Here is a 13,893-nt window from a genome sequence, read left to right on the forward strand (position 1 = left end):
GCTGATCCACTGTGGACAATCCTCCCGTTAAGCCGCTTGAGTCAAAGTCGTCGCGTCGTGAGTTGCCGAACCAGCGCCGGGCGGGTTCTCCCGCGCTTGGGCCAGGGCTTGGCGCCAGCGAATGCGGGTGGAGATGGCCCGCAGGATGCGGTGCTCGACGGGTGGCACGTCCGGGTCGTCGGGGCGGGCCAGCTCGAAGTGGTACCGGTTGGCTCCGTCGGCCGGGTCGGGCACCGCGGCCTGGTCCTGGTCCTCTCCGTCGACGGCGCCGGCCAGGACCGCACGGATCCAGGCCCGGTTGTCGGCCCGGTGGTCGGCGAGGGTCTTCCCGGACCATTGCCGGGACACGAGCACGCGCCGGCCGGTGAACCCGAGGGTGCGCCGCTGGTGGACCTTGCCGGTGCAGCGGCCGGGGACGAGGCCCGGTTTTGTCTTGTCGGGTTGCACGCCGTAGAGGAGCCAGTTCGCGCAGGTTGGGGAGCAAGGCAGGGTTGACAGTTCGGCGTGTAGCCGGTCGAAGTGCGCCCGTTGTGCCTCGGATCGGGGTGAGACCTGGTCGGCGATGTCCTTGGTGACGTACTTGGTCACGTACCGGATGGACCGTTCGGCGTCTTTGGTGCCCTGATCGATGCCCCGGGCGTCGATCGTTCCCAGCCGAGCCACGTACGCCGGTTCCGCGTCCGGCGTGTCCAGCTGGTCGACGGCCGCGCTCCAGGTGGTCAACGGTTGCTTGGTGCGCGAGTCGACGTACGCGCCCTGGTCGGCGTCCCAGGCCGGGGGCCGCTCCACCGAGTACACCGGCCGGTCGAAGGCCGGCCACCAGACCTGGTGGTACGTGGCCGCCGCGACCTGCTTGAGCAGCCGCCGGGGCAGCGTGCCCCGCACCGCGAAGTGCCCGTGCGGCGCCAACCGTCGTTGCATCTCGACACACCCGGCGTACTGGACGTTCCAACCGGCCGCCCGCCGCAGGTTCTGCCACCACCGGTCGAGCACGCGGGCGAGATGGATGGCATCCAGCGCGGCCCGCCGGTAGTCGTACGCCGCCGGATCGATCGGCGTGCCGAGCAGGTCGTCCCGTTCCCCATGGCGCTGGCCGCACTCGCACGGCACCAGGTACGCGCCGCGCCGAATCGAGGAGTGCACCGGCCCATACGAGCCGAGGGTGAGCGAGACCAGCATGGACGGCCGGTAGGTCTTGCCGTCTCGGCCCGCGTAGGACCGGCCGATGGTCCGACCGTCCACGGGCAGCCGAGGCAGGTCGGGGGAGTCCTTGCGGCGCCGGGTCGAGCGGGCTTTGCGCGGTTTCTCGTCACGGTCGCGGGGCGTGAGGTGCCCCCGCAGCCCGGTCGCGGCGAGCGCTTCGTCCACGTCCTCGATCGCCTCGTCCAGATCGGGCAGCTGGTCCCACATGGCCTGCCGTTCGGCGTCGGCCCGCTCGAACTCCAGATGCGCCCGAACCCGGACCAGCGACAGCACATCCTCGCCGGCCCGGTCGGGGCGCACGGCCGGTTCGTCGGCGAGGTGCCAGCCTTCCCGGAGTTGTTGGATGCGCAGCCGCCGGCCGCGTTCGGCGCAGGGCTTGCACTTGCTGGCAAGGGTGGCGCCGCAGGGCACCTCGATGACCTCGGTCAGCCCGGTCACGGTGTCGGTGCGCCGGATCGCGAGGGGGCGGACACAGACGTTGTGTGATTCGGCGAGGGTGCGCAGCGTTTCCTTGGCGAGTGGTTGCCGCATTCGAGTGGCCCGGGAGCCCGGCCGAGGCTCCGTCGACTCGGCCGGGGTCGGCGTGAGGGTCGGTTGGTTCACTGGGCGGCTCCACTGTGGAGGGTGGAGCCGTTGACGCGGGCGAACGCGTCCGGCGGTACCGGCACTGTCGTGGTCCGCGGACTCATGGCCGGGACCAGGTCGGTTGCTGGCCGGTTCACCGGGTCGCCGGTCGTGCTCTGATCGACCGGCACGGACGCCCGGTCGGGCACAGGCGCCGGGGCCGCTGCGGGATCGGTTCCGGCCGGGGTCCGGGTGAGGACGATCTTCACCAGGGCCAGGAACCCGGCGGCCGGCAGCGCCGCAGCGAGCCAGCCGATGACCGACCGTTCCGCCTCGACCACCTGAGCCGACATCGACAGCGCGACCGCGCCGATCAGCACCCAGAGCACGAACCCGGCACCCCGGCCGGCTCGGTGCCGCCGCCGGATCTCCAACCCGGTCGCGATCGACATCAGCTCCAACACCACGGCATCCGCCCACGCGAGCCAGCCCGGCTGCCCGTGCGCCGCCGCAACGTTGTGCACGTGCGTGAACGAAGCCGCCGCCGCCATGCTCCCGATCGCGAGCAGGATGAGCACCTGGACCACGCCCTCGACCCGCTCACCCCGGCTCCGGCTCGTGTTCACAGGACCTCCCCGGTGATCACCTGACCGTCGATGACCCGCGCCCCGCTGTAGGTCCCGGCGAGTTCCGCGATCCGGTCGTCGTCCCAGTACGAGAACCGGACCCGCACCGGGGACGGGTCGCCGTCGAGGACGAGGTATCCGACGCCGGGCATGTTCATCGGGATTCGGTCGCAGACCGCGCCCCGGTCCCGCATACCGTCGCCGAGCACCATGTCCACCTGAGCCGGTTCAGTCAGCCGCAGCGCGATCCGAGTCGGGAACAGATCCCGGAACGGCAGCACGTCCTTACGCGAGTCCTGGACCGCCGCAACCACATGCACCCCGGCCGCCCGACCCTGGGTCAGCAGGACGCCGAGCGCAGCCTTGATCCGATCCTTGAGGTGCCGGTCGGTCAGGTACGCGGTCAGCGCCGCCAGCTCGTCAACCACAATCACGACCAGCGGCTCATCAACGGTCGGGATGTGCTGGCGAGTCACGCCGCGCAGCCGCCTCGTGCGCTCCCGCATCAAACCGACCGCCGTTTCCAACGCATCGGCCATCGCCGCGAAGTCCTCACAGGCAAACCGCTCGAACAGCGGATCACCGGCCGCCATCTCCATGCCGCCCTTGGGATCGAAGACCCACAGCTTCACCAGCCCCGAGCGCACCCCACCGGCCAGCGCCGCAATGACCGACCAGATCACCGACCCCTTGCCCGCCCCAGTCGCCCCGGCCACGAGGATCTGCGTCCCGAACAGCCGCAGCCGCAACGGTTCCCCGCCCTCGAGCCGACCCAGCACCAGCCCGGCCAGATCCGGCACCACCGGCACCGGGGCCGGTGGAATCGTCTTGCGCAGCGCATCAGCCCGCTGCAGGGTCAACACCACCAGGTCCGCCCGCCGACCCGCAGCGACCCGACAAGACCGGGCACCGAACGTGTGAGTCAGACGCAGCCCAACCGCCGCGAAGTCATCGGGAATCTGCCCGGTCACCATCCGGACCGTCAGCTCATCCCCCGACGCGGTCGCCTTGACCCGCCGCAACACCGGCACCACCACATGGCCGTCGAAGTTCACCACCAGCCGGGCCGTGGCCATCGCCGGATACCAACGCCGCCGGTACCCGATCCGCCGCCACCGCCCCAACACCGGGTACCAGCCGAACCGCAAGAACGACACCCGGTGCACCAACAGCCACACCCCGGCCAGACAGGCCAGGCCGCCGACCAGGGTCACCGGGCCGGCCCACCCGAACCGCGCCCACAGGTACAGCAGCACCGAGGCGGGCACCGTCGCGTACCAGAACCGCATGTACAGCACCACGGTCCGGACCAGACCCTTGACCAGCCACCAGACCACGGCCATCCACAACGGAATCCGCAGAATCGGCGTACGAACGTTGAACACCGCATCCGGCAGTTGCTCACCCCGGATCACGTTGACCATCGGCACCGCAGCTCACCTCCCGCCCACGGCGGAGGCGAACAGCGACAGCTGACCCCGAGCCACCGCGCGCCGGGCTACCCGGTGGCGCAGCGACGCCGCCACCAACGGCACCACCGCGCCCACCTCGACCGGGCCGGTCGCGGCCTCGGGAACGTGCCGGGTCATCGTCGGCAGCCACCGGCCACGGACCAGCACCGCCCGCAGGTCGACCCGATCAGCCACATGCGGGGCGATCAGGTCCGGATCCAGCCGACGCAGTCTGACGATGGTGCGCGCCAGGGCAGCCGCCGAGGAGGAAATCTCGACCAGGGCCGCGACCCGCAACACGTCCGAGGGAACCCGCGTGTAGACATCGCGGGCCGCCTGAACACCCGGCCCGGCAAGCACGGCGACGGTGCGACGATGCGTCTTCATGCTGCCGCCTCCCGCCGCAACCGGTCAGCCTCAGCCCGCGCACCCTCAGCCAGCCGCGCCGCCTCCTCGGACAGCGCCACGTCTTCCGACGTGATCCGATCGAACACGTCCGCCTTACGGTCGAACCACTCGGCCCGCTCCAGCACGGTCGCGCCGGCCGGCGGGATGTCGCGCAGCAGCGACGTAATGAGTCGAACGGTGGCCATGCCGCCCCGGGACGCCTGGCCGGTCGGAGTGGCGCATCCGTCGCAACGGTCGACGTCCGGGGCCAGCGGAGCGAGCAGCCCGCAGCACACGCAGGCCCGCCACACCGCCCCGTCCCGGGTCGTGACCCGGGCGAGTTCCGATACCGTGGGCATCAACAGCCCTTCCTCGTGAGGGGAATACAGGGGTTGGGCACGCGGGGCGGGCGCTTCTTTGGCGAGAGGGAGCCCGCCCCGCGTGGTTGAACAGGATCAGCGCTGCGCCGGCAGACCGCCGGCCGGACGAATGCCGGTCGCGCGCATCGAGTACGCCAACCGGGCACGGCAATTCGGACCGCCCTTGCACTTGCCGTCGTCAACCCACGGCACGAGCACCAAGCCCTCCAGCTCGACAGCCGGCGGGTAGCCCGGCACCGTCGACTCCGGGGGTACCGGCTGGACCGGGGCGATCACCTTGACCTTCACCAGGTCACGGCCGAACCTCGCCGCGTCCGGATCCAGGTCGAGCAGGGTCACGGACCAGATCCGCTCCCCGGTCTCCTTGTCACGCGCCTGGTCGTCGTCGACCTTGCCGCGCTTGTCGAAGTCGGTCGCCTTCTGCACACCGCGGAACAGCGCCCCGTGCGGGAACGCGTACTCGAACGGCATCGGGATCTTCAAACTGCCGGGAACCATAGTCGAACCTCCTATGCGTCGGATGCGTGATCGCTCATCCTCTTGTACACATAGGCTACGTCAGCATGTGATTACAAGCTACGAAATTGTTCTCACGATCTGCGATCTCCGACGAAACAGACTGACCGTTGCGCGGTCCTATCTCGGTGTTTCAGCTGCCGCCGTCCGGAAGGTCGTCGAGCCAACCATGAACGAAACGCGCAAGGGATGCGTCACCAGCCTCGACGAACGCGGTAATCGCTTGCTGGCCACTGGCACGTGCCGCGTCGAACCGGCCCACCTCGCGCAGGGCGACGCCGAGATTGAACCACGCCTTGCCTTCCCCGTGCCGATCACCGGACTCCTGCAAGATGTCGCGGGCCCGGGTGTGGGCTTCTATGGCCTCATCGAGCCGGTCCGTCTGGTGCAGGGCGGCGCCGAGATTGATCCACGCTTCGCCTTCCCCATGCCGGTCACCGATCTGTTGGCAGATTTCTAGGTCGTGGGCGTGGGCGTCGATGGCCTCACTGAACCGGCCGACCTCAGCTAAGGCAAGACCGAGGTTGTTCCACGCTCGGCCTTCAGCGCGCCGGTCGCCATTCTGTTGCATGATGTCGCGGGCCTGGGTGTGGGCTTGGATGGACTCCTCGAACCGGCCCACCTGTTGCAGGGCGACGCCGAGGCTGTTCGACGCTTGGCCTTTCCCGTGCCAGTCACCGGCCTGATGGAAGAGGTCGCGGGCCTGGGTGTGGGCTTGGATGGACTCCTCGAACCGGCCCACCTCTCGCAGGGCGACGCCGAGGTTGTTCCACGCTCGGCCTTCCCCATGGCGGTCCCCGGCCTCCTGGTAGAGGTTGCGGGCCTGGGTGTTGGCTTGGATGGACTCCTCGAACCGCCGCACCTTTTGCAAGGCGAACCCGAGGTTGTTCCACGCTCGGCCTTCCCCGTGCCGGTCGCCAGTTTGTTGAAAGATGTCACGGGCGTGGGCAGTGATGGTGATCCAGTCGGTGAAGTGGCGGCGGAAGTCTAGAAAGTAGGGGAGGGCGAACGCGAGGTCGACGGCGACCTCGGCCATGTGCTGGTCGGGAGCGGTGATGGCGGTAGCGATGAGGTTGGTGTGTTCGGCGTCGAGCCAGGCCAAGGCGTGGGCCCGATCGATGAATTGGCTGGTATCGGCGAGGCCGGTGGGCACGAGGTGGGTGTTCGCTGTCCGAGTGGTGTCCTGGTAGTAGCTGTATAAGCGTCGCCGGGCCTGCACGGTCTCAGTGTTCTCTCCGCTGTTGTCGCCGCTCTGCTGATCGGTGGCGTACAGGCGGAGCAGGTCATGCATGGCCCACCGTTCAGCGGCGGGTTCGGTGATCAGGTGTGCTCGGTGCAGGTCGGCTAGCAGTCCGGCGGTCTGCTGTTCGGTCAGGTCGGCGAGGCAGGCAGCAGCGGCGGTGGCGATGTCCGGGCCGGGGTTGACCGGCAGCAGCCGGAACAGGCGGGACTGCGCGTCGCTGAGGTGCTGGTAGGACAGGTCGAATGCGGCACGCACCGCGGCCTGCTGCCGGGTCAGGCCGTCGAGCCGGTGTTGGTCGTTGCGCAGCCTCCCAGCCAATACGTCGGGCTGGAGGTGGGGGCGGTCGGCCAGCAGCGCGGCGACAATCCGCAGAGCGAGCGGCAGTCCGCCGCACACGTCGGCCAACGCGGCCAGGCCGTCCCGAGCGCCCTGCGCTAGGCGAGGGTCGCCGACGCCGCGACGGCTGGCGAGGACCTCGCGGATGAGTGTGAGTGCCGCGTCCGGGTCCAGCACTTCCAGGTCATGCAAACGGGCGTCAAGGTCCAGGGTGTGCCGGGAGGTCACCAGCACCGGCAACCGGGCGTCGCCGGGGAGTAGCGGGCGTACCTGGTCCTCGCCGGCGACGTTGTCGATGATCAGCAGCAGCCGCCGGTCCTGGGCGGTGTAGGCGTCGAGGACGCTGCGCCACAAACGGGACCGGTCCTGCTGGCTGGCGGGGATGTACTCGCCGGAGATCCCGATCGCCGACAGCCACCCGGCCAGAGCATCACTGGCTGACATTTGGCGGTCAGGGTCGTAGCCGAACATGTCGACGAACAACACACCGCCCGGAAACCAGCCCTCGGCCAACACCCGATGCGCAATGTGTAGCACCAGTTCGGTCTTACCGACCCCGGCCATCCCCGCCACCGCCGACACCAGCTGAACGCCGCCTTGCTGGCCAGGCCGCAACGCCTCCTGCAAGGTCGTAACCGCGTGGTCGCGGCCGCTGAACACCGTCGATGCCGGGGGCAGGCCAGTCAATGCCGGCCGGACCTCCGCCGGCAGCACGACCTGGATGTCGCGGCCCTGGATCACCGCGCTGAAGAACACCCCACCGGTGATCTTGTTCGTCACCGCATCGTCGCCCGATCGTGGCGCGGTGGTGGTCATCGCACGGTCCCGTCTCCGCCGTGCCCATCTGGCTGGGATCGCGGGGGAAGCACGACGTCGCGCAGGTCACGGCCCATAATCAACGGGCCGTGGAAGGTGCCGCCCTCAACCCGGTTCTTCACTTCTCCCGGCGTCCGGCCCGCAGCCGGATCCGGCTCGCCCTGCCGGCCAGGATCGGTGGGAGCCGGGACCGGAGTACCGGCCAGACTTACCCGCCGCGCGTCCCGCACCAGCAGCGCCGGCCCGGCCACGTCGGCATCGGTGATCGTGTTACTGACCTTCCCTACCGGCCGCTCGCTGTTCTCCGACGATGCGCCACGGCGATCCTGAACTACCCCGTAAACACCCACCAGCAGCCCGGCAATAGCCAGGAACAAGCCGAACACGCTGGCCCATTGGTCCGCCTTTGCCAAATGCTGACCTGCCAAGAACCTGGCAAGCGCGAACACCGCCAGCCCGAGGACTACCAGGCCGCCGACAACCCACCACCGTCTACCACCGCGCACGGTCATCACTGCATTGTCGACCGCCACCGCCACCGCAGCATCCACCGACCGTGCGGGTCACGCCGGCCCTCGGACTTGAGGCACGGCCCTAACGCAGGGGGTAGGTGTCCTCAATCTCGTGACGACTACCCGGCAGGATCGCGACCGAGGCGAGGATCGGTTCCCCGGACGCCTGATGGACCGCGATGACCAGGCTCAGCACCGGGTCGCCCGCGTCGATGTCGAGCAGCTTCGCCTCATCCTCAGTCGGCTTACGCGTGGTCAGCCACTCATGTGCGTAGTCCCCGCGCAGGCCCTTGCGCCGCTCGATGTGCTCCAACAGGCCGCCCGCGATCGGGTCCGGCTTCGTGACGTCGGTACCGACCGCGATGTCGACCGGAACGAAAGTCGAGACCAGATCCACCGGGCCAAACTCCGAGACGGTACGTCGCCGCCGCTCGTACACCGGTGTTCCCTCGGGGAGGTGCAGCACGGCCGCGATCCGGCTCGGCGCAAGTATCGGGCCGACGTGCAGCAGCTCGGCCGCTGCGCTCTCGTCGACCTCCAGGGCGTCGCGCGCCCGCTGTGGCGAGATTCGGCCGATCGGTGGGCGGCCGCGCACGAAGTGCCCGCGGCCCTGCTGGGACTCGATCCAGCCGTCCTGGCGCAGGATGCCCAGCGCCTTGAGCACGGTCGGCCGGCTGACTCCGAACTCCGTCGATAGCTGACTCTCGGACGGCAGCGCCGCCCCCGGGCCGTACGTGCCCTCCTCAATGCGCTCACGCAGCGTGTTGAGCACCCGCAGATACTTCGGCGTCGGCACCTCATAAGCCGCCACGGCTTCACCTGACCTCGTGCTCAACAACGCGCCTGACACGTACGTGTCAAGTCATGAGACTACAGTCTGTAAAGACAAGCAAGCAAGACGGGTCAATCAAGCCACGCCTGTCCGACCCGAACAGCAGAGACGGCAGGCCCGCGACGCACCCGGACCTGCCGTGATCTTGCTCGTCCCTACCGCCGATGGTGCAACGTCAGCAGCAGGTCCGCCAACGCTGGCACCTCGCCCATCTTCAACACAACCGAGGGACCCCTTCCCGCAGCGTCAGAGTCGATCAGAACCAGCGCATCGGACAGATTCCCGGTGACCGACCGGGTCACCGTCACCATGACACCGGCAACCTCCAGCGGAGCGGACTCATGGCGTCGACTCACCCTGTCCGCCCGGCAATGCGCCGGCGAACACCAGGCCGGATGGAACATCTCGTCAGGACCGCCGATCCACGGCGATTCCGGCAACGTCAACGTCATTGGTCGCCCTCCCATCAGGTAGCAGCACGACCCCGTTACCCGGCCGTGCCTCGTTCCAGCAGCCAGGCCCGGACGGCGCGGACCACCCCGACGCCGACCCGGTGCCGACTCACAACGACCTGACCGTCATCGAACCGGTACCTGCACAGTCCGGGCACGCCCGACGCTTCACCGAGCGCGAGGCACCACCGGACACCGCGTCCTCACGGACAAGCGTTCGCTGCGTCAGGTACTTCCAACGGTTGCCACCACACGAGAGACATGTGATTGATGCGGTCATGACAACAGGTTCGGTCACACAACCGGCACCAGCTGTCACGACAAGTGAGGGACACTGCCAGTGTTCCTCAGCGCGGCGCGAAGCCCTTAATCTGGCAGGTTCGCCGCGGCCAGCAACGGCCGCAGGTCGGGCAGCACCGCTGGCTTGGCCCTGCCCATCAACTGCCGCAGCGTCTCCCGCGCAATGACGTTGAAGTGCAGCTCTTCCGGCGAGTCCCGATGGACGCGCTGCATCATGTGCACCGCAGCGATGTCGTTGTGCTTGCGCGCGTAGGCCCGCGCCGAGTCCAGGTGGTACGTCAGCCGCCGCTCCACTGCTGGAGACGCCTCGATCGCCACCCGCTCGGCTAGCTCCAGCGCCTCACCCGTCCGGCCCAGCTCGACCGCCGTCGACACCCGGTGCAGCGCGACATTCGTCGGCCCGAAGACGATCCGGAAATGATTCGTCTCACCGACTCGCGCAGCCAGACCGTCCGCGACCTCCAGCAGACGATGCGCCTGATCGGCGTTGTCCTCCCGAGCCGCCTCCGTCGCGCCCATCAGATGCAGCCCGCCGAACACAGCCAGCCGCGCCGGCCCGGCATCGTCAAGGTACGGGCGCAGCTCGTCAATCGCCCGGTACACCACGCCCCGCGCCGGCTCCGTCTTACCCTGCGCGGACAGGATCATCGCCAGATTCCACGCCGCCGCGGCCGACAGATCAGGATCGTCCGCGTCCAGCGCCGCCGTCACCGCCCGGTCTGCCGCCAGGTAGGACAACTCATGCTCACCGACCCGCTTGGTCCAGGTCCGCACGAGCTGATACAGCTTGCTCGTCTCCCGCAGCGCCCGCCGCCGGTCCCCGCCGCGATGCGCCCGCGTCGCGCTCTCGCACTGGCGGATCAGCGCCGGGAGCTGCTGGCTCACCATGGCGTACCGGAACGCCGACGCCGCCTGCCACGACCGCCAGGCCCGCTCGATGCCTCGCGCCAGCTCGTCTAGGTTCGGCGCCTCGCCGACGACCCGGCCCCGATCCATCATCGCCGCGCGTACCTCGGCGGCCGCCGGATGCCCACGGTGCCCATCCGGCATCAACGACAACGGAACTCCGGTCAGCTCCCGCAGATCCTTGACCCGCAATACCTGCGCGAACTGGACCAGCTGCGAGAACCGGGTCACCTGCCGATCGCCCGACTCGATCTTCTTCATCATCGATAGGCTGATCCCGACCAGGCCGGCAAGCTCGTCCTGTGTCAGCCCCCGCCGGGCGCGATGGTTCGCGATGCGCTGACCGATCGCCCACTCGTCGATTTCCATCGACACCGTCCCCAGGTCTCGGCGCTGGTGGTCCGCTCACATTGCAGCGTACCGGCCAGATGAGACACTTCCCCAGTGACGAACGACGACGCCCGCCCCCGCCTGATCCTTTGGGACATCGACCACACGCTCATCGAGACCAGGGGCGCCGGTGGCGAGTTCGCGCGGGCCGCGTTCGAGGAGATCACCGGTATCCGGCCCGAAGAGATGGCCGACGCGAACGGCAAGACCGAACGGGTCATCCTCGCGGAAAGCTTGCGTGCCCACGGCATCGAGCCCACCGACGAGCACCAGCAGCGGTACGCCCAAGCCCTACCGGCTCAGTACCAGCAACATGCCGACCATCTACGCGAACGAGGCCGCGCGCTTCCCGGCGCCGCCGCCGCCATCGCCGCCCTGGCCCAGGTCCCCGGCGTTATTCAGACCGTCCTGACCGGCAACTACAAGGCGGTAGCGGCGACCAAACTCCAGACATTCACCCTGGACTCCCGCCTCGACTTCGAAGTCGGCGCCTATGCGGACGACGGTGCCGAGCGCGCCGACCTGGTCCAAGTCGCCCAGCGACGCGCCGCCGACAAGTACGGGCGCCCGTTTACCCACCAGAACACCATCGTCATCGGCGACACCACTCACGACGTTGCCGCCGCACACAACGGCGGAGCAAGGATCGTGGCCATCGCCTCCGGCAACGACTCCGCCGAGCGTCTACGGGCGGCAGGTGCCGACCGTGTGTTCAACGACCTTACCGATACAATCGCAGTCACAGACGCCGTCGCTTCCAAATAGGCCATGACCGGAAGCTGTTGAGGCCGAAACAATCTTCGAATTCAAGGGCAGCCCCAAACGGACGGCCCGCGCCGCCTTAAGCGAGGGGCCACTAATCGTCCCTAACCGCCACCGGGTCGCTACAACTAGATTAAGTCGAGTGGATCATTCGGCTCTTCCCGTCGCATCAGACGAGCGGAGCCGAAGTCGATGACATTCGCGGCATTGCCCTTCAGTAGGCCGGCAAGCGCTTCAGTGGAGGCCGCCGTCGTGATGATTACTTGCCTGCCCGATCCGGACGCCAAGCGAGAGATGGCTGAGCGGAAATGAGCCTCATCGAGTTCGTGCTGGCGCGGCTCATCGAGCATCAAAAGACCGGGATGAGGACCTCCCGCTCGACTCGACAACTCACGAACCGCATTTAAGTACGCAATCTTGATGCGCACCACGTCACTGGCACTCACATCCGTGTCGAGATCGAAGCCGGGCCGCTCTGGGCGAAGCGTTTCCTCGTTGATATCGACCTTCGCACTGTCATAACTGCTGAACCCGAACGATTTCAGCTGCTCCCTCATCAGATCTGCAAGTTCGGTTCGTCGACGAACATCCTCATCAGGCACGACAGTCGGAAGGCGATTGAGTTCCGTGCGAGTCTCAGCCATTTCGATGGCTATATGCTGTAACTGCTCTAGCTGAGCGGCGACTGCCGAGTTTAACCGCTCAAGCTCGTTTGACCTCACTCCAGAAACTACTCGTTGCGTGATATCACTAGCACTCGGATAGTCCTCGGGCGCAACGAGGTCGTCTTGTATAGAGCGAATATGACTTCGGCTCGAATCTGCTGCTCGCTGAAGTGCAGCATACGCACCACGGCCTTGGTCCACCGCAGCGCCCATTTGCTCCCGCATGCCGCGCATGGTTGCTAACTGAGCATTGAGGAGTCCCAAGGTCTCATCTACGTTAAGGGAAGGGCCAAGCGAATCAATCTCGACGGAGGCTAGCGACTGATGGCAGGTTGGGCAATCATTATCAGCTAGATGGTCCTCGGGATGGTCGCTACCAAGACGTATAAGGGTCTTAACATCGAGATTCCGCTGACGCTCCTCTTCGAGCGCAGTGATACGACGGTCCAACGCAGCAAGCTGCGATTCATTGATTGACAACTTCTGTTCCACCGCACTGGCGGTCGCGAGCATATCGCCCAGCTCATCTTCTGCTCGCCGCAGTTGCGTTTGCAGCCGTTCAATCCCTACGTCTGCGACTGTTCGCGCCGGCTCTTCGAGCACAGCCGTCCGCCCGCCACCTGGTTCAATCAGCCCACGGAGCACCTCAGGGAGTGGGCGCCACTCCCCTCCGTCCAATACCTCGACGCCGGCCTCGGCGAGGGAGGTTGGACTAACCCCTCCCTTCGAGCCTGCACGCGTACCAGCAGGCAGGTCGGGAATGCCAAATATCCGAGCTCCGGTTACGCTTGCTGCCGCCAATGCCGATTGCCGGCCCGCCGTCCATTCAGCACGAAGAGACTTGGCAGTGTCTTCGAGCCGTTGGCGTTCAGATTGAGCTGCGGGGCCCTGAAAGGCCAGCAAGAACTCGACTGCCCGGCGCGATGGCTCTCGAATCTGAAAATGCGTAACTTGCCTGGCACTGGCAGAGTTCCATGCGCGCTGGTCGCCGTAGACGAACGGAAAGATCACCTCAGGATATAGAGGCACCTCACCGCCGGTGAATCGGGGCACTAGCGGAAGCTCCCACCCGAGGAATGAGACCAGAAGCGTATGGAAGCCGCGTGCTCTTTGTGTTGCACCGCTTTCTCGCACGAAATAGTCCTCCGCCGGCTGGGCAGGCGATCGCGTGAGAGCAGGGCCATTCCACACCCTTACAAGGTTCCGGCTCAGCGTCGCATGCTTGACTGGCCTTTGCGCGGTAAGCACGTCACCTGAGTCGTTTTGGACTTCTACAGCACACCAACTGCTTTCCACCTCTTCGGTGACCTCGTCGCCCGAGTCGCCGGTTCCAGGAAATATCAGCTGCTGAGTCAGAGCGCTTCCAAGACGTGAGCTTTGACCGGGGCCAAACATGCCCTCAAGGCCCAACGCGAAGATGATAGCTTGCAGACTCTGGGACTTTCCTCTCGTGTTCTCACCGCGAATTATATTCATCCCGGGCATGAAACGGATGCTCGCGCCCGCACCACCGGATCTTGTGCGAACTCGAAGACGAATCGCCCTGACCAAC

General features: G+C 67.2%; 13 protein-coding genes. 1 reads left to right on the forward strand and 12 read right to left on the reverse strand.

The genetic code is table 11. The features are described from left to right. Window positions 1–27 precede the first annotated feature (27 nt). The 11 genes from Raf01_RS03255 to Raf01_RS03305 form a co-directional block, all read right to left on the reverse strand. Window positions 28–1,806 carry a replication initiator gene (locus Raf01_RS03255; RefSeq protein ID WP_203916193.1) on the reverse strand — a complete coding sequence of 593 codons (1,779 nt, stop codon included), beginning with the start codon at window positions 1,804–1,806 and terminating at the stop codon, window positions 28–30. Further along, complete coding sequence (locus Raf01_RS50835; protein WP_373319454.1) at window positions 1,803–2,393, reverse strand: DUF2637 domain-containing protein; 591 nt, start codon at window positions 2,391–2,393, stop codon at window positions 1,803–1,805. Before Raf01_RS50835 ends, Raf01_RS03255 begins: the two co-directional genes overlap by 4 nt. After that, window positions 2,390–3,817 (reverse strand): FtsK/SpoIIIE domain-containing protein, encoded by a 1,428-nt coding sequence (locus Raf01_RS03265; protein ID WP_239133335.1) that lies wholly within the window; start codon window positions 3,815–3,817, stop codon window positions 2,390–2,392. The genes Raf01_RS50835 and Raf01_RS03265 overlap by 4 nt, the downstream gene beginning before the upstream one ends. Window positions 3,818–3,829: 12 nt before the next feature. Further along, window positions 3,830–4,231, reverse strand: coding sequence for a hypothetical protein (locus tag Raf01_RS03270; RefSeq protein ID WP_203916195.1), 402 nt, complete (start codon window positions 4,229–4,231; stop codon window positions 3,830–3,832). After that, window positions 4,228–4,590 carry a hypothetical protein gene (locus Raf01_RS03275; protein ID WP_203916196.1) on the reverse strand — a complete coding sequence of 121 codons (363 nt, stop codon included), beginning with the start codon at window positions 4,588–4,590 and terminating at the stop codon, window positions 4,228–4,230. Before Raf01_RS03275 ends, Raf01_RS03270 begins: the two co-directional genes overlap by 4 nt. Before the next feature lie 96 nt (window positions 4,591–4,686). Then, window positions 4,687–5,109 carry a hypothetical protein gene (locus Raf01_RS03280; RefSeq protein ID WP_203916197.1) on the reverse strand — a complete coding sequence of 141 codons (423 nt, stop codon included), beginning with the start codon at window positions 5,107–5,109 and terminating at the stop codon, window positions 4,687–4,689. Window positions 5,110–5,260: 151 nt separating this feature from the next. Beyond that, a complete protein-coding gene (locus tag Raf01_RS03285) occupies window positions 5,261–7,420 on the reverse strand; it encodes an ATP-binding protein (protein WP_203916198.1) in 2,160 nt (719 codons plus the stop codon). 98 nt (window positions 7,421–7,518) lie between these two features. Next, a complete protein-coding gene (locus Raf01_RS03290) occupies window positions 7,519–8,061 on the reverse strand; it encodes a hypothetical protein (RefSeq protein ID WP_203916199.1) in 543 nt (180 codons plus the stop codon). 55 nt (window positions 8,062–8,116) lie between these two features. Next, complete coding sequence (locus tag Raf01_RS03295; protein WP_203916200.1) at window positions 8,117–8,845, reverse strand: GntR family transcriptional regulator; 729 nt, start codon at window positions 8,843–8,845, stop codon at window positions 8,117–8,119. Window positions 8,846–9,021: 176 nt separating this feature from the next. After that, the gene (locus tag Raf01_RS03300) at window positions 9,022–9,318 is read right to left on the reverse strand and encodes a hypothetical protein (protein WP_203916201.1); all 297 of its coding nucleotides are present in this window, start codon (window positions 9,316–9,318) and stop codon (window positions 9,022–9,024) included. A 366-nt stretch (window positions 9,319–9,684) separates the two neighbouring features. Continuing rightward, window positions 9,685–10,893: a helix-turn-helix domain-containing protein gene (locus Raf01_RS03305; protein WP_203916202.1), complete on the reverse strand. Its 1,209-nt coding sequence runs from the start codon at window positions 10,891–10,893 to the stop codon at window positions 9,685–9,687. A gap of 75 nt (window positions 10,894–10,968) precedes the next feature. Between Raf01_RS03305 and Raf01_RS03310 the strand changes: the two genes are divergently transcribed. Beyond that, on the forward strand, window positions 10,969–11,679 hold the full coding sequence (locus Raf01_RS03310) for an HAD family hydrolase (RefSeq protein ID WP_203916203.1): 711 nt from the start codon (window positions 10,969–10,971) through the stop codon (window positions 11,677–11,679). Between the two features lie 125 nt (window positions 11,680–11,804). Here the strand turns inward: Raf01_RS03310 and Raf01_RS03315 are convergent, their stop codons facing one another. Next, entirely contained in the window at window positions 11,805–13,751 is a 1,947-nt protein-coding gene (locus Raf01_RS03315; RefSeq protein ID WP_203916204.1) for a hypothetical protein, read from the reverse strand. Between the last annotated feature and the right edge of the window lie 142 nt (window positions 13,752–13,893).

The organism is Rugosimonospora africana (assembly GCF_016862975.1).
Classification (GTDB): Bacteria; Actinomycetota; Actinomycetes; order Mycobacteriales; family Micromonosporaceae; genus Rugosimonospora; species Rugosimonospora africana.

Coding starts and splice junctions, on each gene's coding strand:
- Raf01_RS03265 (WP_239133335.1), bottom strand. CDS start 3,817: ATGGTCAACGTGATCCGGGGTGAGCAACTGCCGGATGCGGTGTTCAAC.
- Raf01_RS03270 (WP_203916195.1), bottom strand. CDS start 4,231: ATGAAGACGCATCGTCGCACCGTCGCCGTGCTTGCCGGGCCGGGTGTT.
- Raf01_RS03275 (WP_203916196.1), bottom strand. CDS start 4,590: ATGCCCACGGTATCGGAACTCGCCCGGGTCACGACCCGGGACGGGGCG.
- Raf01_RS03280 (WP_203916197.1), bottom strand. CDS start 5,109: ATGGTTCCCGGCAGTTTGAAGATCCCGATGCCGTTCGAGTACGCGTTC.
- Raf01_RS03300 (WP_203916201.1), bottom strand. CDS start 9,318: ATGACGTTGACGTTGCCGGAATCGCCGTGGATCGGCGGTCCTGACGAG.
- Raf01_RS03305 (WP_203916202.1), bottom strand. CDS start 10,893: ATGGAAATCGACGAGTGGGCGATCGGTCAGCGCATCGCGAACCATCGC.